We start from the raw sequence: 19855 nt of genomic DNA, 5'->3' as shown, positions 1-19855 counted from the left end.
CCATTGCGGGCACGGAGGTTCGCCTCAAGTGCCGTCGCCTGGACGGGTGTCGGCAGTTGCCTGACCTGGCTCACCCCTCCGCGAACTCCCCGGACAGAACACCTAGTGCACGATCCGCGCGACCGCCCCGTCCTCGGGGTCCCCGTAGTGCGAGATCAGCTGCGCGTCGCTCATGCGGTCGACCTCCTCGCTCCGCTGCACGGGGAAGATCACGTGGGCGCCCTGGTCCGTCCAGTACTCGACGACGCGGTGGGTGGTGGTGGCTCGGCTCATGCTGTGCTCCCTGGTGGTGCGTGGGGTTCAGGGTGCGTCGGTGCACGTCCGAGGGTCAACAGGAACAGGGGCTTCCATTTCAGCTTTCGGAAGCGTAGGTTCCGCATACCCCGCGTCGGCGCCCAGCGAGACGCCGGGCCCGCCGGTCCCGGGACGGCGGGCCACGCGGGGGCCAACCGCACAGGTCACGGGAGTGCGTTCAGGGGCGCCACAGAGGGTGTTCCCGCTTCGCCCACTCCCTGCTCACCGTCCCCGTCCGCAGGCCCCGTCGCGCCTCCGGATCCCCCAGCGCCATGCCGATGTGCCCGGCCAGCACCACGCCGATGGTCAGGGCCAGCCAGTCGTGGACGAAGGTGGCCGAGGTGCGCCACATCAGCGGGGTGAGGTGGGTGAACCACATCACCAGGCCGGTGCCGAGCATGACCAGGGTCGCGCCGGCGATCCAGGCCGCGTAGACCTTCTGACCGGCGTTGAACTTGCCCGCGGGGCGCGAGGAGTGACGCTTGTCACGGACCAGCGCGGCGCGCAGCCACACACGGTCGTGCGGGCCGAAGCGGTTGAGGAAGCGCAGGTCGGCGCGGAAGGCGCGGGAGGCCAGGCCGAGCAGGACCGGCACGGGCAGCGCGAGACCGGCGCACTCGTGGATGCGGACCACCAGTTCCCGGCGGCCCACGAGTACGGCCAGCTGAGGGATGTAGAGGAAGGCCGCGGTCACCACGCACACGCCCATCAGCGCGGCGGTCGTGCGGTGCACCCACCGCTCCGCGCGGGTGAAGCGGTGCAGGCGGGCGCCCGGCGGCGCCGGGGTCTCAGCTCGTAGGCTCATCGGTCCGTCCGTTCGAGCGGCCCACCCAGGCGTCGACGTCGTAGCCGAGCTCCTCCCAGTAGCCGGGCCGGACCTTGTCCGTGACGGTGATGCCGGAGAGCCATTTGGCGGACTTGTAGAAGTACATGGGAGCGACGTAGAGGCGGACGGGGCCGCCGTGGTCGTGGCCGATGTCCTTGTCCTGCATGCGCAGCGCGACCAGGACGTCGGGGCGGCGGGCCTGGTCGAGGGTGAGGCTCTCGGTGTAGGTGCCGTCGAAACAGGTGAAACGGATGGCCCGGGCGGTCGGCCGCACCCCGGCCGCGTCCAGCAGCTCGGAGAGCCGTACGCCCTGGAACAGGGTGCCCGGGACCCGCCAGCCGGTCACGCACTGGACGTCCCGGACGAGCCGGGTCTGCGGCAGGGCGCGCAGGTCGGCCAGGGTGTAGGTGTGCGGGTGGTCGACCAGACCGTCAACGGTGAGGCGGTAGTCGGCGGGGCCCTTGTCCGGGACGGACGCGGCGACCGAGTAGTAACGGAATCCGCCCCCGTTGGGGAGGAGGCCGGTCAGGCCCGTGGGGTCCTTGCCGGACACGCTGCCGAGGAAGCCCTCCAGACCGCGCTGGAGCACGGGCGCGGCGGCCACGCCGAGGGCGCCGAGACCTAGGGTGCCGAGGAAGACGCGGCGGCCGATGGGCCTGCCCTGCGCGTCGGGGGCCTCGGATCGTTCGGGGTTCACACAGTCATTCGAGCACCACCCCCCGAGTGGGGCCAGAGCGTCAGGCCGTCGGTCAGAGTTCCGTAATCAATTCTTACGGGCGATCAAACCCCGCGGACGCGGTTCAGAGGGCGCCCAGTGCGCGGGCGCGGGCCGTGGTGAAGGCCGTACGGGGGTCGCGGTGCGGGTACGACCAGGGGGCCGGGGTGACGTCGGGGCCAATCCGCTGAAAGAGGGCCGCGGCCTCGGCGGGGCGGCCGGCGCAGGACATGGCGAAGGCCAGATGGTTCAGGTCGATGTGGCGGCGCGGGTGCTCGTCGTGCTCCCACTCCAGCCACCAGTCGAAGGAGGCGCTCAGGATCCGGCGGGCCCGGGGACCGGACCAGTGCCCGGTGGCGGCCGGGTCCGCGGGGGCCAGACCGGCGGCGGCCAGGACGCGGTAGCGCTCGGCGTAGGCGACCACCGGGAGGACGGCCAGCGGGGAGTCTGCGGGGGCCTCGGCGGCGGCGTGCTCGGCGAGGTCGTACACCTCGTGGGACTCGGCCCGGCGCCCGCGGGGCCGCTCGGCGAGGCGGGCGACCAGCAGATGGTGGCCGTGGTGGTGCTCGGGGTGGCGTGCGCGCAGCTCGGCGAAGCTCCGCAGCAGTTCGCTCTCCCCGCCCCCGGCACGGGCCAGTAACAGCAGGCCGAGCCAGGGGGTCGGGTCGGCGGGGGCGAGCGAGGCGGCGGCGCGGCAGGCCTCGCGGGCGCGGTCGGGATCCTCCTTGCCGCGCAGCGCGCGGTGGACCAGGGCCAGGGCGACGAGCGTGGCCGCGTCGGCGGACTCCGGCTCGGCGAGCTGCCAGTCCCGGGCCCACGCGGCGGCGTACGGCTCGCGGGCGAGCACGGTGACGCGGTGACCCCGGCGGTCCCAGTCGTCACCCGTGTGCAGCAACAGGGAACGGGCGGCCTGCCGGCGGCCCTGGGTCAACGCGGTCCGGGCGGCGAGGAGTTCCACGTCGCCGAGGGTGGCGTCGAAGGCCTCGGCAGGGGCTTGGGCCGCGTCGAAGTCCTTCGTCGACGTGCCGGAGTCGCTCCGGCCGGTGTCGCCGGACGGCTCCGTGAGGGCCCGGCGCACGCCGAGCAGAGGCGGGAATGGGGGCACCGCGCGACTTCCTGTTTCTCGGGCTGCCATCGACCGATCACGCACAGCAAACCCCCCGCCACGGTTCGCGTCAAGCGGAACCGGGCTGTTGCTGCGTTCAACAACCATGCGGAAACGGTGACTTGGGCCACGGGCGGCCCCGGCCGACGACCTGGCGCCGCACGGCGGGCACGGAGTTCGGGCGGGCGGGTGTGGCGTGCGCCATGGCGCGGGGCTCGGGGCGCGGGCACCATGTGCGGACGGTCCCGGCGCCGCCCCCGTCCGACCAGCGATCGTCCGACCGGCGATCGACTTCGATCCGCCTTTCGATCGACCGGGCGACGTGACCGAGTCAACTGCCCGGTTCCGGGCACTCCCCGGGCCATACCGTCCCGGGAACGCTAAAGTCGGCCACTACGCACCCGTGACCCGGCCGGACGATCGAGGTACGCAGCGTGTCCTTCCTGGTTCTCCTGCTCGCCGTGAGCGCGGCCGCTTGCGTCGGCTTCGGCTTCGTACTCCAGCAGAACGTCGCCCAGAAGGCACCGCTCAGCGACTTCCTCTCCTTCCGGCTGCTGCTCGACCTGATGCGGGTGCCGCGCTGGCTGGGCGGCATCGCGCTCATGGTGACCGGGATGGCGCTGGGCGCCGTCGCCCTCGGCAAGGGCGAGATCTCCCTGGTCGAGCCGTTGCTCGCCACGAACCTGCTGTTCGCCCTCGCGCTGTCCCGTCACCAGACGAAGCAGCCCCTGGGCCGGCAGGGCTGGGCGGGGCTCGCGCTGCTCGCGGGCGGTGTGAGCGCGTTCATCCTGGCGGGCCAGCCGCGGGCCGGCAGCGCCGTCACCGACCCGCTGCGGCACTGGTTGATCATCGGCGCGATGCTGGGCACGGCCCTGCTGCTCACCACGTACGCCAAGCGGTCCCGGCTGAACTGGGGCCCGGTGCTGCTGGCCACCGCCGCCGGGCTGCTGTACGGCGTGCAGGACGCGCTGACCCGGGCGAGCAGCACCCGCTTCGCCGCCGGCGGCTTCCCGGAGCTGTTCACCGGCTGGCAGCCGTACGGCGTCCTGGCGCTCGGTGTCACCGGGCTGATCCTGGTGCAGAGCGCCTTCGAGACGGCTCCGCTGCGTATGTCGCTGCCCGCGCTCACGGCCGCCCAGCCGCTCGCCGGCATCCTGTGCGGCGTGGGGTTCCTCGGCGACCGGCTGCACACCGACACCGGCGCGCTGGCCTGGGAGGCGTCCGGGCTCGCGGCGATCGTCGTCGGCATCGTGCTGCTCGGACTGCACCCGGCGATGCCGCGCGGCCCGGCGACGGAGGAGCCGGTGGCCGACCTCCAGCCGTACTGAGCCGCAGGCTCGGAAGGCAGCCGGACGCCCTTTGGGGGAGGGCTGCTTGGATGACGGGCATGAACCCTGCTGAGGAGATCCTCGACATCGTCGACGAGAGCGACCAGGTCGTCGCCCAGGCCCCGCGCGGCGAGGCCTACGCCCGCGGGCTGCGCCACCGCTGCGCGTTCATCCTGGCCCGGGACGCGGCCGGCCGGATCTTCGTCCACCGGCGCACCGCCACCAAGCTGGTCTACCCCTCCCTGTACGACATGTTCGTCGGCGGGGTCGTGGGCGCGGGCGAGTCCTACGACGAGGCGGCGCTGCGGGAGGCGGAGGAGGAACTGGGGGTGAGCGGGCTGCCCCGGCCCGAGTACCGCTTCAAGTTCCTGTACGACGACGGCGCCGGGCACGGCTGGTGGTCGGCGGTCTACGAGGTGCGCTGCGACCTTCCCGTGCGTCCTCAGGTGGAGGAGGTGCAGTGGCACGCGTTCCTGCCCGAGGACGAGGTGGAGCGGCGGCTCACGCAGTGGGAGTGGACCCCGGACGGGCTGGCGGCGTACGAGAGGCTGAGGGCGTTCCGGGCGGCCGGATGACGCCCCGGTAGGGTCCTGGACGTGATCGAATTCGTGCGGAACGTCCGGCTCTGGTTCGCGCCGGAGCAGGTGCGGGCAGAGGGCAGCACCCCCGACTACCGGTTCTCGCTGGCCAACGAGCGCACGTTCCTGGCCTGGCTGCGGACGGCCCTCGCGCTCATCGGCGGCGGATTCGCGGTGGACCAGTTCCTGCCGGAACTGCGGTGGGCGTGGCGGGCCGGTCTCTCGATCGCACTGCTCGCCGCCGGCGTGCTGTGCTCGCTGCGCGCGGTGAACCACTGGGTGCGCTGCGAGCGGGCCATGCGGCGAGGGGAGGACCTGCCTGCCACACGGTTCCCGGCGGTGCTGAGCCTGGTCATCGCCGTGGTGGCCGTCGCGATGGTCCTGGTGGTGCTGTTCCGGTGGGCGGGGTGAGCACGGAGGGCCGGGATCCGGGGCTCCAGCCCGAGCGGACCCGGCTCGCCTGGCGGCGGACGACGCTGTCGAGCACCGTGGTCGCCGTGCTCGCCGTGAAAACGGCGCTGCGCGGCGGGATCTCCGTCACCGGGATCGTGGTGTGCGCGCTGTGCTGTGCGCTCTGGCTGGGCTTCCAGTGGGTGGCCCACCAGCGGATCCGCACCCTCGCGACGAGCCCTCGCCCCGCGGCGCTGGCGCCCCGGCACGCGACGGCGGCGGTGCTGTGCACGGTGGCGATGGTGGTGTGCGCGACCGTGCTCGTCTTCTGAGCGGGTCCGGCTCGCCTGGACGCCACGCATCCGATATGCCCGGATATGACCGGCTCGGGCGTAGCGTATCCGTCGTCACGCCCCCCGCACCTCCCGAAGGTGAACACCATGACGACGATGCATCAGGAACACACCCAGCACGGCACGCACAGCCACGGTCCGGGTTGCGGACACCCGGCCGTGCAGCACGGCGACCACCTCGACTACGCGCACGACGGCCATCTGCACCGCGAGCACGGCGGCCACTGGGACGAGTGCGAACCGGTCGGCCACACCGCGCACACGGACCACGAGCACGTGCACCACGAGGAGTGCGGGCACGCGCGCGTGCGGCACGGCGACCACGTCGACTACCTGCACGACGGACACCGGCACGCCGAGCACGGGGACCACTGGGACGACCATTGATCCCGGTGACCCCGGGCCGGGGCCCGCGCCGCGCGGGTCTCAGGGACGCAGGGCCCTCAGCAGCAGGTCGGCGAGGTGGTCGGCGACCTGCTGAGGGGTGAGGCGACCGCCTGGGCGGTACCAGGTCGACAGGTGGTGGACCGAGCCGAAGTGGTAGTCCACGACCAGATCGGCCGGGGTCGCGGTGGAGAAGACGCCCTCGCGCTGCCCCTCCTCGATGAGCGCGCGGAACCGTTCGTGGTAGCGCCGGCGCTCGGCGCGGACCTGCTTGTTCTTCTCCGGGCTCAGGTGGTGCATGGAGCGGAAGAAGATCAGCGTGTCGTCGAGGTTCTCGATCGTCGTGACCACGACGTCCGCGGCCGCTTCCCGCAGCCGCTTCTCGACCGGCGCGTCCGCGTCCGCGAACATGTCCAGCCGCTCCTGCTGGAGCCGCAGCACGCGCGCGTAGACCTCGTGCAGCAGGTCGTCCTTGGAGCCGAAGTAGTGGTACAGCGCCCCCTTGGTGACGCCTGCCGCCTCCACGATCTCCTGGACCGAGGTGCGGTCGTAGCCCTGCTCGGCGAAGAGGCGGGTGGCGGCGTTCAGCAGCCGCTGCGGAACGGGAGTCCCGTCTCCGTCCGTCGTCCTGGGCACTGCCGCCACCTGCCTTTCCGTCGTGTCTATCGACTGTCGTCCCTGCGATCCTGCGCGCGGGAACGCAGTTCCCGCCGGAGGATCTTCCCACTCGCCGTCGTGGGGAGGTCGGGCAGGATCTCCACCTGGCGGGGGTACTCGTAGGCCGCAAGTCTCTCCTTGCAGTATCCGGCGAGTTCGTCCGGGTCCGTCTCGGCGCCCGGCCGCAGGCTGATGTAGGCCTTGACGGTCTCCCCGCGGTAGCCGTCCGGGACCCCGACGACGGCGGCCTCGCGTACCGCCGGATGGGTGTGGAGGACGTCCTCGACCTCGCGCGGCCAGACCTTGAGACCGGACGCGTTGATCATGTCCTTCTTGCGGTCGACGACGTAGAGCCAGCCCTGCTCGTCCATGAAGCCGATGTCCCCGGTGCGCGGCTCGCCCTCCGGGAAGGTCTCGGCGGTGGCCTGTGGGCGCCGCCAGTAGCCGGGCACGACCTGCGGGCCGCGTACGACGATCTCACCCTGCTCCCCGAGGGGCACTTCCGCGCCCAGGTCCTCGAGGATGCGCACGACCGTGTCGGCGCCGGGCAGGCCGACCGAGAGCGTCCGGTGCGGTCGGGGGCCTGGGCGACGGCGCGTCGCAGGGCGTGCACGAGGGAGTCGGCGGGGTCGATGGGCCCGCGCATCGCCTCGCCGAGCAGCGCCGGCCAGGGGCGGTCCGCGTACGGGGAGACGGTCATCGGCCGGACTCCCATTTCTGCTGGATGTGGCTCATGCCGGCCAGCCAGCGGTCGGGGGTGGCGGCGCGCGCCTGGTAGTACTCGGCGACCTCGGGGTGCGGAAGGATCAGGAAGCGGTCCTCCTCGATGCCCCGGAAAAGGGCGTCGGCGACAGCCTCCGGCTCGATGGCGGTGGGCCGGAGCACCAGGTCGCCGGCGCTTCCGGTGGCGTCGAGCATGTCGGTGCGCACGCCCTGGGGACAGATGGCGTGGACCTTGACCCCCCGGTGGCGGTAGGTGAGGGACAGCCATTCGGCGAAGGCCAGCGCGCCGTGCTTGGTGACGCTGTAGGAGGGGGCGCCGATCATGGTGAGGAGTCCGGCGGCGGAGACGGTGGACACGAACCGGCCTGAGCCGCGCTCCAGCCACTGCGGCAGCAGCGCGTAGGCCGCGCGGACGTGGGCCATCACGTTGACGTCCCAGGACAGCGCCCAGGACTTCTCGTCGAGCGGGTCGCCGGGTATCCCGTCCTCGAAGCCGACACCGGCGTTGGCGCAGAAGACGTCGACGGTGCCGCCGAGCACGTCGCGTGCCTCGTCGACGATCGCGGAGGCGTCACCCGGCACGGCGATCCCGCCGATCTCGGCCGCCACCGCCCTCGCCTTCTCGCCGTCCAGGTCGTTCACGACCACCCGGGCGCCCGCGGTGGCGAACCCGCGGGCCAGCGCGGCCCCGATCCCGCCACCCGCTCCGGTGACGATCACTCCCGCATCCTGCACGGCTTCCACCATCGGTCTCCTTCGCCATGGCGCGACTGGGCTCGGCGGACGCCACACTAACCGGTCGGTATGTGTGAGGGAAGGACGACCGCACCAAACCTAAGGGACGCGGGGCGGTGTCGATCGGCGGCGCCGTCGCGCGGGCACGACCACCCGTACTCGGCCTGTACCTGCCACATCCACGGAGGTCACACATGCGTCTGTCCAGGCGGAGCCTCATCGCGTCGGCCACGATGGCGGCCGTCCCGGCGTCACCGCCGAGCCCCACCGCCCGGCCCCGCGAGAATCTGCGGACCGGTTTCGAGCGCCTCTCCGCCGACGGCTACTCCCTTCTCTCCGGACAGAAGGTCGGCATCGTCACCAACCCCACCGGCATCACACGGGACGCCCGGCACATCGTCGACGTCATGCACGCCGACTCCCGGGTGAGACTCACCGCCGTCTTCGGGCCCGAGCACGGCTTCCGGGGCACCGCACAGGCCGGCGGCTCCGAGGGACGCTACGACGACCCGGCGACCGGCCTGCCGGTCTACGACACCTATCTCAAGAGCGGCCGGCAGCTGGCCGACGTCTTCACCGCCTCCGGTGTGGACACGATCGTCTTCGACATCCAGGACGTCGGCGCCCGCTTCTACACGTACATCTGGACGCTGTACGACTGCATGGAGGCGGCGCAGCTCGCGGGCAGGAAGTTCGTCGTCCTCGACCGCCCGAACCCGGTCACCGGCCGGTCCGCCCAGGGGCCGGTGCTGCACAAGGAGTTCGCCACGTTCGTCGGCCGGCAGCCGATCGCGCAGGCGCACGGGATGACGGTCGCCGAGCTGGCCCGGCTGTTCAACGGCGAGTTCCTCGCCGCCCCCGTACCGCTGCAGACCGTCCTGATGACGGACTGGAAGCGCAACCGGTTCTACGACGACTCCGGCCTGCCGTGGGTGCCGCCGAGCCCCAACATGCCCACCCCCGACACCGCGTTGGCGTACTCCGGCACCTGCATGTTCGAGGGCACCAACCTGTCCGAGGGCCGGGGCACCACCCGCCCCTTCGAACTCCTCGGCGCCGACGGCGTCGACGGTCGCTGGGCCGCCGCGGCGAACGAACTCGGGCTGCCGGGCGTGCGGTTCAGAGAGGCGTACTTCGCGCCCACCTTCTCCAAGTTCCAGGGCAGGACCGTCGGCGGCGTCCAGGTCCACGTGCTCGACCGGGCCGCCTTCGACCCCGTACGCACCGGGATCGCCCTGCTCGTGACCGCCAAGAAGGTGTGGGACGGCTTCGCCTGGCGCTCGGACGACTGGATCGACAAGCTGACCGGCTCCACCCGGGTGCGGACGATGATCGACGCGGGCGCCGGCACCGACGAGGTGACCGGGGCCTGGCGGGACGAACTGGCGGCTTTCCAGCGTGTTCGAAAGGAATATCTCCTCTACAACTAGCCGCGCCGTATGGCCAACCTCGCCCTGCGGCGGGACGATGCGTCCGTATCGCACCGTTTCGGGGGAACGAGGGAGCCTGTCATGGCGGATGCCGGGATGAGCGTCTCTCCCTACTGGGAGCTGACCTTCGACGCGGACGGGGACGTGGAGCGCCCCGAACGCGACCAGTTGCTGGCGCAGGTCACGGACCGGGGTGTCCGTGACCTGATCGTCTTCGCGCACGGCTGGAACAACGACCGTTCGGGCGCCACCGCGCTGTACCGCGGCTTCTTCGCACCGGTCCCTGGGCTCGCACCGACGGCACGCATCGGGTACGTGGGGGTGATCTGGCCGTCGATGCGCTTCTGCGACGAGCCGATCCCGAACTTCCCGCGGTCCGTGGCGGCGACGGAGGCGGAGGAGGCACCGCGCCCCGCCCTGGACAAGGACACGCGACGCGCTCTGCTGGAGGCGTTCCCGGGCCGGGCCGCCGTGCTCGACCGGCTGGCCCGGCTGCTGGACGAACAGCCGCGCGGGGACGAGGGGCTGGCGGAGTTCGGGCGGCTGGTGCGGCTGCTGACCGAGACGCCGCGGACGCTCGCCGCGAAGGACACGTCGCGGGACGGCGAGCCCGTCGTGTTCCGCGGGGACCCGACGGCTGTCTGCGAGGAGCTCACCGAGGCCCTGATCGGGCTCAACTCACCTGCGGCTCCTGCTCAGTTCGGGCTGCCGAACCCGTGGGAGGGCGCGAAGGAACTGCTGCGGCAGGCGACGTACTACACGATGAAACAGCGGGCCGGGACAGTCGGCGAGCGCGGACTCGGGCCGGCGCTCGGAGAGTTGGCCCATGCGGCCCCGGAGGTGCGGGTGCATCTGGTCGGGCACAGCTTCGGCGGACGGCTGGTGGCGTTCGCGCTGCGCGGACTGCCGGCCGGGGTACGCACGGTGAAGTCCGTGACCCTGCTCCAAGGGGCCTTCTCGCACTACGCGTTCGCCGAGCGGCTCCCGCACGACGGGGACGAGACGGGCGCTCTGCACGGCCGGCAGAACCGGATCGACGGACCGCTGGTGTGCTGCCACTCGCGCTTCGACGCGGCACTCGGCACCTTCTACCCCCTCGCCTCGCGGATGGCGGACGACGACCGGTCGCTCACCGGGGACGACCTCGGCGACCTGCTGGGCGTGCGGTGGGGCGCGATGGGCCACGACGGGGTGCAGGCGGTCCCCGGCACCGCCGCGCTGGATCTCGCGACGGCACTGCGGGGACCGCTGCCCGCCTCGGGGTGCGTGAACGTGGACGTGGCGTCCGTCGTCCGGCACGGAGGCCCGCCGGCCGGGGCGCACAGCGACATCGTGCACCCCGAACTGGCACGCGTGGTCCTGGCGGCGGGCCGCATCACCTGACCCGCCGCCCTTGGTCGTCACCGATGCGCGGTGTACTCCACGACCTGCTGGTAGGTCGGCCGGTTCTGCCAGCTGATCCTGCCGTGCTTGATGCCGCCCAGGGTGCGCTGGACGATGGAGTCGGCGCACCACTGGTCGCCGGCCGAGCACTGGTCGTCGCCCGGGTAGACCTGGGCGGCGGTCAGGCCCGCGGCCTGCTTCAGCGTGCCGATCAGGGTGTCCCGGCAGGAGCCCAGGCTGCCGCCGCCGCAGTACTTCTGCGCCAGGCCACCCTGTACGGGCTCACCGAGCACCGCCCGGATGTCCTTGTCGACATAGCTCCACCAGCCGTACTGGAACGAGCTTCCGGCGTGCGACCCGGTCGGGCCGTGACCGGCGGACGGAGCCTCGTCCACGGGCAGGTTGTCGCTGAACGCGGTGTACAGGTCGCTGCCGAGGCCCGGCTCGAACTCCGCCTTGACCAACTGCGGCCACCAGGCGTCGAGGATGCGGATCGCGTCCGCGTCGGCGTACGTCTTCGAGCCGGCCGACGTCTCCGTGCGCCTGGCGCCCGCGGTCACCCACGCCTGGAGCTTGTTCACCGCGGCGGCGGCCGTGGCGTCCGTCACGGGCGAGGAGTTGATCACCTTGAGCAGCTTGGGCAGCACGTCCTCGGCGCGCAGGTCGGTCAGGCCCGCCTGCGCCATGGCCTGCACCAGCTGGGTGCGGGTCACCCCGCCGGCCGCGACGAGCTTGTTCACCCGGTCGTCCAGCAGGTCGCCGCGGTGCACGGAACCGTCGCCCCAGGACGCGGTCGTGTAGTCCTTGGCCTGCTTGTTGTTCCAGGAGACGTAGTAGTCCTGGTCGACGGAGTTGGGGTGGGCGGAGGCCGGGGTGTAGGCGGCCGTGTTGGTGGCCGGGTCCCAGTTCTTCCACTCGTACACCGGCTGCGCCCACACCGGGAACTCGGCGTCGACCCCGGCGGCCCGGACCGGGTTGTCACCGCTGTTGTAGTACGCGGTGTGCTGGGAGTCGGCGTAGAACCAGTTGAAGGTGTAGTTGATGTGCTGGGCCGCGCTCTGGAAGTCCTTCGGACCCTTGACGTAGTCCGGGTCGTTCAGCATCTGGAAGCCGATGACCGAGTCGACCTCGTGCAGATAGGAGGAGCGCAGGGTGGTGTAGGCGACCTTCTTGCCGCCGACGGTCGCGCGGTACTCCACCGGCCCGTACGCGGTGCGCCAGGCCCGCATGGTGTACGAGCCCGCGGCCGTGCCGTCGGCCGTGGTCGGCGTCCAGGAGTTCTTCTGCTCGACCTTGTCCATGGCCGTGCAGGTGCCGTGGTACAGGTAGTGGTAGTCGTCCTGGCACAGTTCGACGGCGTAGGTGTCGATGATGTCCTGGCCGGACGTGGTCGCGCTCCACGAGTAGTCCTGGCCGCGGCCGAGTTCGACGTACATGCTCAGGCCCGCGAAGGAGGCGCCGCGGGCGCTGATGCCGGGGCCCTGGATCTCCTGGAGCAGGAGCAGCTGCGGGGCGAAGTAGCCGGTCTGTGGTCCGAAGACGGCGACGGGGTGGCCGCTTGCGGTGTGCTCGCCGCTGACCACGAGGGCGTTGGACATGCCGCGCCTGGCGGAGGTGAGGGCGGTCCTCGACGCCGAGGCGGAGGACTTCTTCGCGCTCGCGGTGGCCGCGCTGCCGGTGCGGTCGTAGACGAGCGGCTCCTCGGTCACCGAACCGGCGTCGGGCAGTGCCTCGCCCTGTGCGGTCGCGGGCTTGGAGGCGTACGGGAAGCTCTCGCCGTCGTGGACGGTGAGGGCGGCCTCGGGGTCGTTGCGCTCGCGGAAGGACTCCCAGACCCTGGTGCCTTCCTCGACGCCGTACTTGGACTGGGCGGCGATCAGGGAGAGCGCGTTGTCGACCTCGCCGCCGCCTCCGGAACCGAACAGCGAACCGATGACCGAGGCCAGCGCCACCAGGTCGGTGACCTTGAAGTGGGCGATGGTGCCCGCGTTGGTGACCGGATCCTTGTGGCCGGTGAGGTCGTACTCACCGGGGAAGTAGCGGCCGCTGTCGGAGGCGTCGATATAGGAGTTGATGCCGTCGAGGTAGGCGCCGACGTCCGCGAGGGCCTGCTGGCCGCGGGCGCCGTTGTTCGCCACGGCGCGGTCGATCTGCGCCTGGAGGTCGGCCTCGGTGTAGGGCGCGTTGCGGTAGAACTGCTGCTCCAGGCCCTGGTTGGCCGGCGCGCCGCCCGCGAAGGAGGTCAGCTGGCCGCGGCCCACGTGCCGGAAGACGTCCATGAGCCACAGCCGGTCCTCGGCCGCCGCGTATCCGGCGCCGAACTCGGTGCCGTACCGGGTGGTGCCTGTGATGTGCGGCACACCGGTCCGCTTGTCCCGGACGATCGTCACATCACCGCGGCCGGCCGGCTTCTCCGTGGAGGCGACCTGGTCGGAAGGAACGCCGAACGAGGCGTCGTTGAAGAAGGTGTTGATCTTCGTATCGGTAAGGCCCGAGTAACCGGTCGCGAGGTCGGCGTACGGGCCGAGCTGGTCCTCGGCGTGGGAGGGCTGTGTGCCGAACGCCTGGTTGAGCAGGATCTGGGCCAGGGTCGCGTTGCCGTTCTGGCCGGGCGGCAGGATGTCGGAACACCGGCCGCCGCAGTAGTCGTTCGAGGCCGCGAGGCGGGGCGCGGCGACGGCCTGGGTGAGCGGGGCGAGAAGTCCGGCGATCAGAACACAGACAGATGCTGTCTTCAGGAACCCGGAGAGCTTGCGGGGAGTTCTCACTTTGTCGAACAACACGTTGCGTGGGGTGCGCCGTGTCATGGGGCAGCTCCTCCCGACGGGGTGGGCCGGACGTTACCGCCGGTATCCCCGGGATTGAAGATGAACATGAGTCAAGTTTTGGTGTCAGCAGGGCCGGTGCCCCGGCCGCCCCGGGGCTCCTTGTGACAGGGCATCGGAAATCGGATGGAGCCGGATCGCGGGTCGATACGTCTACTCGGCGATGTCGCGCCACGCGCATGGCGACACCGAAGTGACCGAAGTGCGAACGCAGGTGTGACGGAGGTGCAGAGCGATGGCCGGATTCCGAAGTCTCGCGAGACAGGTACGCGATCCGCGGTGTGATCTGGCGCTGCGGCGCTACTCACTGCGCAAGTGCCTGGAGCGGTTCGCTCCTTATGGACACCGGGCGACCTGGGACCATCTGTGCTCCCGGGCCGGTTTCGGTCCCGAGGACCGCTCCCCCGAGCCCGCGCGGCTCGTGGCCGCGCTGGAGGAGCTGGAGGAGGCGAGGACGGTGTGGCTGGCCTATGAGGCCGACTTCGCCGAGCGCCGCAGGAAAGAGAAGCACGACGGGCTGCGCCGGCCCGGCAGTGTGGACGACTGGCACCGGATGACGTGGGGCGGGTTCGGTGTCGCCTGGTGCGACGACCCGCGGGTCCATCCCGACGAGCCCCTCGCCGAGGTGCTGCGCCGGCTGATCGCCGCGCTGGAGCGCGCTCCGGGATCGGCCTGCCCGGTGTGCGCATCAGAGCGCCTGAAGTGGAGGTACGGCCTGGACCACGAGCCGTCGTCCGGTCCGGTCTGCACGGACTGCGGCATCCTCGTGCCCCTGCCCGTACTCACCCCCCGGGCGCTGGAGTGCGCCCGCCGTGAACAACTGCTGATGTCGGCCTGACCACCCGACCCGACAGCGTGACCGACCGACAGTGGGCCTGAGCGACCCACGGAGGCTGCCCGCCCGACCGACGGGTGCCTGACCACCTGATCGAAAGAGCCCGCCTGACCGACGAGGCCCGATCGTGCGACCGACGGGGATGGAACCGGGGGGTGTGCCGGGGATGCCACACCCCCTGCCGGGCCTGGCCCCGACGCCGTTGTCGGAGGCGACTGGCACCATCGAGGCATGACGCAGGTCTGTCTCAACGGGCGCCGCTCGGCCGCGGACGGTGCGTGTATGCCGTTGTCGCCCGAGGAGTTGGCACGGTCGGCGGCGGAGGCGGTCGCGGCCGGGGCCACGGAAGTGCACGTCCACCCGAAGACACCGTGCGGACGGGACAGCCTGTCCCCCCGGGTGCTCGCCCCGGCCCTCGAAGCGATACGGGCACGTGTTTCGGTACCGGTAGGAGTGACCACCGGCGCCTGGGCGGAGCCTGATCCGGTGGCCCGGTTCGACCGCGTGCGCAGTTGGTCGGTGCTGCCCGACTTCGCCTCGGTCAACTGGCACGAGCCGGGCGCCGAGGAGGTCGCCGGGCAACTGCTGGCCCTGGGCGTCGGCGTGGAGGCGGGCATCCGGTCCGGCACCGACGGAGCGGCCCGCTTCGCGTCCTCACCGCTGGGGCCGAGGGTGCTGCGTGTGCTCGCGGAGGTGACCGACCCGGACCCGGCGACCGCCGAGGCGACCGCGCGGGCCCTCCTGACCGAGCTGGGAGACGCCCACGGCCGGCCCGTGCTGCTGCACGGCGAGGAGGGCGGCACCTGGCCGGTGCTGGGCCTGGCCGGCCGGCTGGGGCTGGCGACCCGGATCGGGCTGGAGGACACGCTGTTCCTGCCGAACGGGGAACGGGCCGCTTCGAACGCTCAGTTGGTGTCCGCGGGGCTGGCCCGGTACCGCTCGTGCCCAGCGAAGCCATCGCCCGAAGACACCGACGCCAGCAGGCGCTGATCCGCTCGCTCCACCCCTTTCGTGTCCGGACAGTGGGAGGCGATGAAACCGACCCGGCACACAGGCCGACGAAGCGACCAGCCACAACCCACCCGCACCCGGCTGGGGGTACCTCCCAGGCCCTTAAGGCACTGGGGGAGGACGGCACCGCCCCCGGCGCGGGCCCGCGCTCAGCGGTCAGCGCCTCTCGGGCATGAGACGCGACCCCACCCGCCTCTCCCCGATCACATCGTCGGGATTGGACAGCACGCACGTGTCCAGCGACAGACACCCGCAGCCGATGCAGTCCGTGAGGTGATCCCGGAGCCGGTTCAGCTGAGTGATCCGTTCCTCCAGTTCGGAGCGCCATGCCTCCGACAGCCGCGCCCAGTCCTCGCGGGTCGGCGTGCGCTCCTCGGGGAGTTCCGCGAGGGCCGTCCGGATGGTGGCGAGCGGGATGCCGACCCGTTGCGCCGCACGGACGAAGGCGACGCGGCGCAGCGTGTCACGGCTGTAGCGGCGCTGGTTGCCGGAGGTGCGGCGGCTGCTGATCAGGCCCTTCGCCTCGTAGAAGTGCAACGCCGACACCGCGGCACCGCTACGCGCGGACAACTGCCCGACGGTCAGCTCGTGGATCTTCTCGGGAATCTGGGGCACCCCTCAAAGCCTACCGACCCGGCCGGGCCGCCATCCGTTGACATCTGGCCCGCGGCGAACCATGCTAAGCAGTTGCTTAGACATGCGAGCGAGAGGCCGGGATCATGGCAGAACCGAGGACCTTCACCTCCCCCGACGAGCTGAAGGCCGCCGTGGGCGAGCAGCTGGGCCACACCGACTGGGTGGAGATCGACCAGAAGCGGATCGACCTGTTCGCCGAGGCCACCGGGGACCACCAGTGGATCCACGTGGACCCGGAGAAGGCCGCGGCGGGGCCGTTCGGGACCACCATCGCCCACGGTTACCTGACGCTCTCGCTGCTGCCGCTCTTCGGCCCGCAGCTCATCAGCGTCGAGGGCGTGAAGATGGGCGTCAACTACGGCACGAACAAGGTCCGTTTCCCCTCCCCCGTCCCGGTCGGCTCCCGCCTGCGTGCCACCGCGAAGATCACCGGCGTCGAGGACGTCCCCGGCGGCGTCCAGGTGACCGTCGCCTTCACGGTCGAGCGCGAGGGCGGCGACAAGCCGGTGTGCGTCGCGGAGTCAGTGTCCCGGTACTACCTCTGAGCAGCACCTCCGAGCGCCGCGCGGGCGTCCGCGCTACGAGCCCGCGGGCGTCCGCTTCGCGCCCACCATCCGCAGCACGAGGTCGGCGTAGAGCTCGCCGACCTGCTCGGGGGTGCGGGGCCCGTCCACGTTGAACCAGCGGGCCACGTCGATGCACAGCGACAGCACGGCCAGCGTGGTGCCCTGCACGTCCGGCACGTCGAACTCGCCCGAGGCCACGCCGTCCTCGATGATGCCGCGCACCTGGGCGTCCACCTGGCGGCGCAGCTCGACGATCTCGGCGCGGGCGTCGGGGCCGAGCGCGTCCAGTTCGTACTGGACGACCCGCGCGGTGGTGCGCCGCCCGGCGTGCCAGCCGACGAAGGAGCTGACCCCGTCGGCGAGCCGCTCCGCGGCGGTGCCCTCGCCCTCGGCCGCCGTACGCAGGATGTCCAGCGCCTTGTCGTGGCCGATCCGGCTGATCCGGTGAAGCAGCTCTTCCTTGGTCTTGTAGTGGATGTAGAGCGCGGCCGGGCTCATGCCGGCGCGGCCTGCGATGTCACGGGTGGTCGTCGCGTGATAGCCGCGCTCGGCGAAGGCCTCCACGGCGGCGACGAGCAGTCGCCGGGCCGCCTCGGGCGTGACCTCGTCCCACGGCCCGGCCTCGCCGCCGGCCGTCTCCTGCGCCGTACTCATCGTTCGCTCGCCCCTCTCGGTGACAGGGACACCACCATACCGCTGAAGGTGAGCGCTCGCTTAGCGCGCCTGCTCGGATCTTGGCGCCTCGAACGGGTTGTGCTCGGCGAGGAGCTTGTCCAGCCGCGCCTGGTCGACCCTGCTCACGATCTCCCCCGCCTCCTGCCGGTCCCTGATGACCTTGGCCAGGGTGAAGGCGGAGGTGACGAGGTAGAGGACCGCGATGGCGAGGAAGGCCCGGACCCAGGCGTTGGTGTCCAGCTGGTAGATGCCGATGGCGGTGGCCGACATGGCGACGGCGAAGGACGCGACGGCCTGCCCGTAGAACGCGCCCGTACTCTGCTGCTTGACCGGTGTCTCACTCATGGGAAAGAGCATCGGCGGACGAGGCGTTCGCCACATCCGCCGAGATACTCAGCGGCGTACTCAGAACGTCGGTACCGGTCGAGCCGCCGGAACGACCGCCCGCGCCGTCAGAACGCCGAAACCCCGGTCAGCGCCCGCCCGATGACCAGCTTCTGGATCTGGCTGGTGCCTTCGTAGAGGGTCATCACGCGGGCGTCGCGCAGGAGCTTGCCGGCCGGGTACTCGTCGATGTAGCCGTAGCCGCCGAAGACCTGGAGGGCGTTGTTGGCGGCGCGCACGGCGGCCTCGGAGGCGAACAGCTTGGCCTTGGAGGACTCCACGGCGAACGGCTTCCCCCGGTCGATCAGGTCGGCGACCCGCCAGGTCAGCAGCCGGGCCGCGTCCACGTCGAGGGCGATGTCGCTGATCAGCTCCTGCACCAGCTGGTGGTGGGCGATCGACTTGCCGAACTGCTCGCGCTCACCGGCGTACCGCACGGCCACGTCCAGGGCGGCCTGGGCTATGCCGACACAGCCCGCGGCGACCGACATACGGCCCTTGGCCAGGGCGGACATGGCGACGGAGAAGCCCTTGCCCTCCTCGCCGAGCAGCGCCGAGGCGGGCACCCGGACGTCCTCCAGCACCAGCTCGGCGGTGGCCTGGCCGCGCAGGCCGAGCTTGCCGTGGATGGTGCGGCGGGTCAGGCCGGGGGTGTCGGTGGGGACGAGGAAGGCGGAGACGCCCTTGTGGCCGGGGGCGTCCGTGGAGCGGGCGAAGAGCAGGACGACGTCGGCCCAGGTGCCGTTCGTGATGAACGTCTTGGTGCCGTTGATGACGAAGTCTCCCCCACTCCCGGCTCCGCTCGAGCGGGAGGTAACCCCACCGTCGCGCACGGCCCGGGTCGAGAGGTTGCCCGCGTCGGAGCCGGTGCCGGGCTCGGTGAGGCCGAAGCAGCCGACGTGGTCGCCGGCGGTCAGGCCCGGCAGCCAGCGCCGCTTCTGCTCCTCGTCGCCCCACGCGGCGATCGACTTGGCGACCAGTCCGAGGGACACCGAGACGATGCCGCGGACCGAGGAGTCGCCGCGCCCCAGCTCCTCGGTGACCAGGCAGTACGCCAGGTGGTCGCCGCCCGAGCCGCCGTACTCCTCGTCGACGGTCAGGCCGAGGAAGCCGACCTCGCCGAGCTTCTTCACGATGCCCCGGTCGACCTCCTCGGCGCGGTCCCAGGCGATCACGTGCGGCGCGATCTCACGCTCCACGAAGTCGCGGGCGAGCTGCCGTACGGCGGCCTGCTCCTCACTCAGCTCCAGGTTCACCATGCGATCACCCCATACAGACAGACCTTGAAAGCCGTACATTTAAATTAGCACTGCTAGTTTTCAGGTACGGCTCTACTATGAGCGCCATGGCCCGACCGCGCAAGCCCCTCCTCAGCACCGACCGGATCGTCGAGACGGCCCGGGAACTCGTGGACGCCGAGGGCCTGGCCGCCGTCTCCACCCGGCGGCTCGCCGCCGAACTGGGGGTCAGCGGACCCTCGCTCTACAACCACTTCCGCACCAAGGACGAGATCCTCGAGGTGGTCGCGGACTCGGTGAGCGCGCTGGTCGATCTGTCGATGTTCGAGGACGGCCGGGACTGGCGGACGGCGCTGCACGACTGGGCGGTCTCCTACCGTGCCGCCCTGCGCGACCACCCGAACATCGTCCCGGTCCTGGCGCGCGGACCCGGCCGCCGTCCCGCCGCCCTGCGGCTGGCCGACGCGGTGTACGGCGCGATGGTCGACGCGGGCTGGCCGCCCGCGCAGGCGACCTCCATCGGTGCGCTGATGCGGTACTTCATCATGGGCTCCGCGCTCGGCTCCTTCGCCGGTGGCTTCGTGGACGACGCGAGCGCCTACGACCCCTCCGACTACCCTCACCTCGGCCAGGCCCATCTTCTCGCCGAGCAGCAGGAGAAGATCGACGAGCGGGCCTTCGAGGCCGGGCTGACCGCTCTGCTGGACGGGCTGGAGCAGCAGTACGCGCAGGTCCGCGAGGGCGTGCAGCAATAGTTCGGCGCGCGCCGAAGGGTCGGCGGCGC

At 71.5% G+C, this 19855-nt stretch carries 23 protein-coding genes; 11 read left to right on the top strand and 12 right to left on the bottom strand.

The features are described from left to right. Positions 1–102: 102 nt before the first annotated feature. The 4 genes from ACWD5D_RS24575 to ACWD5D_RS24560 form a co-directional block, all read right to left on the bottom strand. Positions 103–273 carry a hypothetical protein gene (locus ACWD5D_RS24575; protein WP_451374981.1) on the bottom strand — a complete coding sequence of 57 codons (171 nt, stop codon included), beginning with the start codon at positions 271–273 and terminating at the stop codon, positions 103–105. A gap of 199 nt (positions 274–472) precedes the next feature. Further along, positions 473–1099 (bottom strand): cytochrome b/b6 domain-containing protein, encoded by a 627-nt coding sequence (locus ACWD5D_RS24570; protein WP_451374891.1) that lies wholly within the window; start codon positions 1097–1099, stop codon positions 473–475. Then, the gene (locus tag ACWD5D_RS24565) at positions 1083–1817 is read right to left on the bottom strand and encodes a molybdopterin-dependent oxidoreductase (RefSeq protein WP_451374890.1); all 735 of its coding nucleotides are present in this window, start codon (positions 1815–1817) and stop codon (positions 1083–1085) included. Before ACWD5D_RS24565 ends, ACWD5D_RS24570 begins: the two co-directional genes overlap by 17 nt. Before the next feature lie 103 nt (positions 1818–1920). Continuing rightward, positions 1921–2970 (bottom strand): hypothetical protein, encoded by a 1050-nt coding sequence (locus ACWD5D_RS24560; RefSeq protein ID WP_451374889.1) that lies wholly within the window; start codon positions 2968–2970, stop codon positions 1921–1923. 404 nt (positions 2971–3374) lie between these two features. Here ACWD5D_RS24560 and ACWD5D_RS24555 point away from each other — a divergent pair, with 404 nt between their 5' ends. The 5 genes from ACWD5D_RS24555 to ACWD5D_RS24535 all read left to right on the top strand — a co-directional run bounded on the left by ACWD5D_RS24555 (position 3375) and on the right by ACWD5D_RS24535 (position 5976). Beyond that, positions 3375–4268 (top strand): DMT family transporter, encoded by an 894-nt coding sequence (locus tag ACWD5D_RS24555; RefSeq protein WP_451374888.1) that lies wholly within the window; start codon positions 3375–3377, stop codon positions 4266–4268. A 59-nt stretch (positions 4269–4327) separates the two neighbouring features. Next, positions 4328–4843 carry an NUDIX hydrolase gene (locus ACWD5D_RS24550; RefSeq protein ID WP_451374887.1) on the top strand — a complete coding sequence of 172 codons (516 nt, stop codon included), beginning with the start codon at positions 4328–4330 and terminating at the stop codon, positions 4841–4843. Between the two features lie 21 nt (positions 4844–4864). Next, positions 4865–5257, top strand: a complete 393-nt coding sequence (locus tag ACWD5D_RS24545) for a YidH family protein (RefSeq protein WP_451374886.1) — start codon at positions 4865–4867, stop codon at positions 5255–5257. Continuing rightward, a complete protein-coding gene (locus tag ACWD5D_RS24540; RefSeq protein WP_451374885.1) occupies positions 5254–5568 on the top strand; it encodes a DUF202 domain-containing protein in 315 nt (104 codons plus the stop codon). Before ACWD5D_RS24545 ends, ACWD5D_RS24540 begins: the two co-directional genes overlap by 4 nt. A gap of 108 nt (positions 5569–5676) precedes the next feature. Then, a complete protein-coding gene (locus ACWD5D_RS24535; protein WP_451374884.1) occupies positions 5677–5976 on the top strand; it encodes a hypothetical protein in 300 nt (99 codons plus the stop codon). A gap of 39 nt (positions 5977–6015) precedes the next feature. On the opposite strand, the gene ACWD5D_RS24530 is transcribed toward ACWD5D_RS24535, so the two are convergent. The 3 genes from ACWD5D_RS24530 to ACWD5D_RS24520 are packed head-to-tail and all read right to left on the bottom strand — an operon-like array spanning position 6016 to position 8100. Beyond that, positions 6016–6609, bottom strand: coding sequence for a TetR/AcrR family transcriptional regulator (locus tag ACWD5D_RS24530; RefSeq protein WP_451374883.1), 594 nt, complete (start codon positions 6607–6609; stop codon positions 6016–6018). A gap of 26 nt (positions 6610–6635) precedes the next feature. Next, positions 6636–7301 carry an AMP-binding enzyme gene (locus ACWD5D_RS24525; protein ID WP_451374976.1) on the bottom strand — a complete coding sequence of 222 codons (666 nt, stop codon included), beginning with the start codon at positions 7299–7301 and terminating at the stop codon, positions 6636–6638. A gap of 25 nt (positions 7302–7326) precedes the next feature. Further along, on the bottom strand, positions 7327–8100 hold the full coding sequence (locus tag ACWD5D_RS24520; protein WP_451374882.1) for an SDR family oxidoreductase: 774 nt from the start codon (positions 8098–8100) through the stop codon (positions 7327–7329). A 182-nt stretch (positions 8101–8282) separates the two neighbouring features. Between ACWD5D_RS24520 and ACWD5D_RS24515 the strand changes: the two genes are divergently transcribed. Together ACWD5D_RS24515 and ACWD5D_RS24510 are read left to right on the top strand one after the other, a co-directional pair. Continuing rightward, on the top strand, positions 8283–9518 hold the full coding sequence (locus tag ACWD5D_RS24515) for an exo-beta-N-acetylmuramidase NamZ family protein (RefSeq protein ID WP_451374881.1): 1236 nt from the start codon (positions 8283–8285) through the stop codon (positions 9516–9518). A gap of 81 nt (positions 9519–9599) precedes the next feature. Next, positions 9600–10901 (top strand): serine-threonine protein kinase, encoded by a 1302-nt coding sequence (locus ACWD5D_RS24510; RefSeq protein WP_451374880.1) that lies wholly within the window; start codon positions 9600–9602, stop codon positions 10899–10901. Positions 10902–10918: 17 nt separating this feature from the next. On the opposite strand, the gene ACWD5D_RS24505 is transcribed toward ACWD5D_RS24510, so the two are convergent. Continuing rightward, entirely contained in the window at positions 10919–13708 is a 2790-nt protein-coding gene (locus tag ACWD5D_RS24505) for a penicillin acylase family protein (protein WP_451374879.1), read from the bottom strand. Positions 13709–13961: 253 nt separating this feature from the next. On the opposite strand from ACWD5D_RS24505, the gene ACWD5D_RS24500 reads away from it, so the two are divergent. Together ACWD5D_RS24500 and ACWD5D_RS24495 are read left to right on the top strand one after the other, a co-directional pair. Then, positions 13962–14564, top strand: coding sequence for a hypothetical protein (locus tag ACWD5D_RS24500; protein WP_451374878.1), 603 nt, complete (start codon positions 13962–13964; stop codon positions 14562–14564). 228 nt (positions 14565–14792) lie between these two features. After that, on the top strand, positions 14793–15551 hold the full coding sequence (locus tag ACWD5D_RS24495) for a 3-keto-5-aminohexanoate cleavage protein (RefSeq protein ID WP_451374877.1): 759 nt from the start codon (positions 14793–14795) through the stop codon (positions 15549–15551). A gap of 177 nt (positions 15552–15728) precedes the next feature. Here ACWD5D_RS24495 and soxR read toward each other — a convergent pair whose 3' ends face one another. Further along, positions 15729–16187, bottom strand: a complete 459-nt coding sequence (soxR, locus tag ACWD5D_RS24490) for a redox-sensitive transcriptional activator SoxR (protein ID WP_451374876.1) — start codon at positions 16185–16187, stop codon at positions 15729–15731. Between the two features lie 104 nt (positions 16188–16291). Between soxR and ACWD5D_RS24485 the strand changes: the two genes are divergently transcribed. Beyond that, the gene (locus tag ACWD5D_RS24485; protein ID WP_451374875.1) at positions 16292–16753 is read left to right on the top strand and encodes a MaoC family dehydratase; all 462 of its coding nucleotides are present in this window, start codon (positions 16292–16294) and stop codon (positions 16751–16753) included. Between the two features lie 33 nt (positions 16754–16786). Here ACWD5D_RS24485 and ACWD5D_RS24480 read toward each other — a convergent pair whose 3' ends face one another. The 3 genes from ACWD5D_RS24480 to ACWD5D_RS24470 form a co-directional block, all read right to left on the bottom strand. Next, on the bottom strand, positions 16787–17428 hold the full coding sequence (locus tag ACWD5D_RS24480; protein ID WP_451374874.1) for a TetR/AcrR family transcriptional regulator: 642 nt from the start codon (positions 17426–17428) through the stop codon (positions 16787–16789). Between the two features lie 60 nt (positions 17429–17488). Beyond that, the gene (locus ACWD5D_RS24475; protein ID WP_451374873.1) at positions 17489–17794 is read right to left on the bottom strand and encodes a YiaA/YiaB family inner membrane protein; all 306 of its coding nucleotides are present in this window, start codon (positions 17792–17794) and stop codon (positions 17489–17491) included. A 107-nt stretch (positions 17795–17901) separates the two neighbouring features. Further along, positions 17902–19089 carry an acyl-CoA dehydrogenase family protein gene (locus ACWD5D_RS24470; protein WP_451374975.1) on the bottom strand — a complete coding sequence of 396 codons (1188 nt, stop codon included), beginning with the start codon at positions 19087–19089 and terminating at the stop codon, positions 17902–17904. A gap of 89 nt (positions 19090–19178) precedes the next feature. Between ACWD5D_RS24470 and ACWD5D_RS24465 the strand changes: the two genes are divergently transcribed. Further along, complete coding sequence (locus tag ACWD5D_RS24465; RefSeq protein ID WP_451374872.1) at positions 19179–19826, top strand: TetR/AcrR family transcriptional regulator; 648 nt, start codon at positions 19179–19181, stop codon at positions 19824–19826. The last annotated feature ends 29 nt before the right edge of the window (positions 19827–19855 follow it).

The organism is Streptomyces sp. NPDC002520 (genome assembly GCF_053595235.1).
Note: the sequence above shows the minus strand (reverse complement) of the source record. Positions and strands in the feature narration are given on the sequence as shown.

Excerpts from the sequence above, each read along its gene's own strand:
- ACWD5D_RS24475 (WP_451374873.1), bottom strand. The coding sequence starts at position 17,794 with ATGAGTGAGACACCGGTCAAGCAGCAGAGTACGGGCGCGTTCTACGGG.
- ACWD5D_RS24560 (WP_451374889.1), bottom strand. The coding sequence starts at position 2,970 with ATGGCAGCCCGAGAAACAGGAAGTCGCGCGGTGCCCCCATTCCCGCCT.
- ACWD5D_RS24550 (WP_451374887.1), top strand. The coding sequence starts at position 4,328 with ATGAACCCTGCTGAGGAGATCCTCGACATCGTCGACGAGAGCGACCAG.
- ACWD5D_RS24505 (WP_451374879.1), bottom strand. The coding sequence starts at position 13,708 with ATGACACGGCGCACCCCACGCAACGTGTTGTTCGACAAAGTGAGAACT.
- ACWD5D_RS24480 (WP_451374874.1), bottom strand. The coding sequence starts at position 17,428 with ATGAGTACGGCGCAGGAGACGGCCGGCGGCGAGGCCGGGCCGTGGGAC.
- ACWD5D_RS24510 (WP_451374880.1), top strand. The coding sequence starts at position 9,600 with ATGGCGGATGCCGGGATGAGCGTCTCTCCCTACTGGGAGCTGACCTTC.
- ACWD5D_RS24515 (WP_451374881.1), top strand. The coding sequence starts at position 8,283 with ATGCGTCTGTCCAGGCGGAGCCTCATCGCGTCGGCCACGATGGCGGCC.
- ACWD5D_RS24500 (WP_451374878.1), top strand. The coding sequence starts at position 13,962 with ATGGCCGGATTCCGAAGTCTCGCGAGACAGGTACGCGATCCGCGGTGT.
- ACWD5D_RS24570 (WP_451374891.1), bottom strand. The coding sequence starts at position 1,099 with ATGAGCCTACGAGCTGAGACCCCGGCGCCGCCGGGCGCCCGCCTGCAC.
- ACWD5D_RS24465 (WP_451374872.1), top strand. The coding sequence starts at position 19,179 with ATGGCCCGACCGCGCAAGCCCCTCCTCAGCACCGACCGGATCGTCGAG.
- ACWD5D_RS24520 (WP_451374882.1), bottom strand. The coding sequence starts at position 8,100 with ATGGTGGAAGCCGTGCAGGATGCGGGAGTGATCGTCACCGGAGCGGGT.
- ACWD5D_RS24495 (WP_451374877.1), top strand. The coding sequence starts at position 14,793 with ATGACGCAGGTCTGTCTCAACGGGCGCCGCTCGGCCGCGGACGGTGCG.
- ACWD5D_RS24575 (WP_451374981.1), bottom strand. The coding sequence starts at position 273 with ATGAGCCGAGCCACCACCACCCACCGCGTCGTCGAGTACTGGACGGAC.
- ACWD5D_RS24485 (WP_451374875.1), top strand. The coding sequence starts at position 16,292 with ATGGCAGAACCGAGGACCTTCACCTCCCCCGACGAGCTGAAGGCCGCC.
- ACWD5D_RS24535 (WP_451374884.1), top strand. The coding sequence starts at position 5,677 with ATGACGACGATGCATCAGGAACACACCCAGCACGGCACGCACAGCCAC.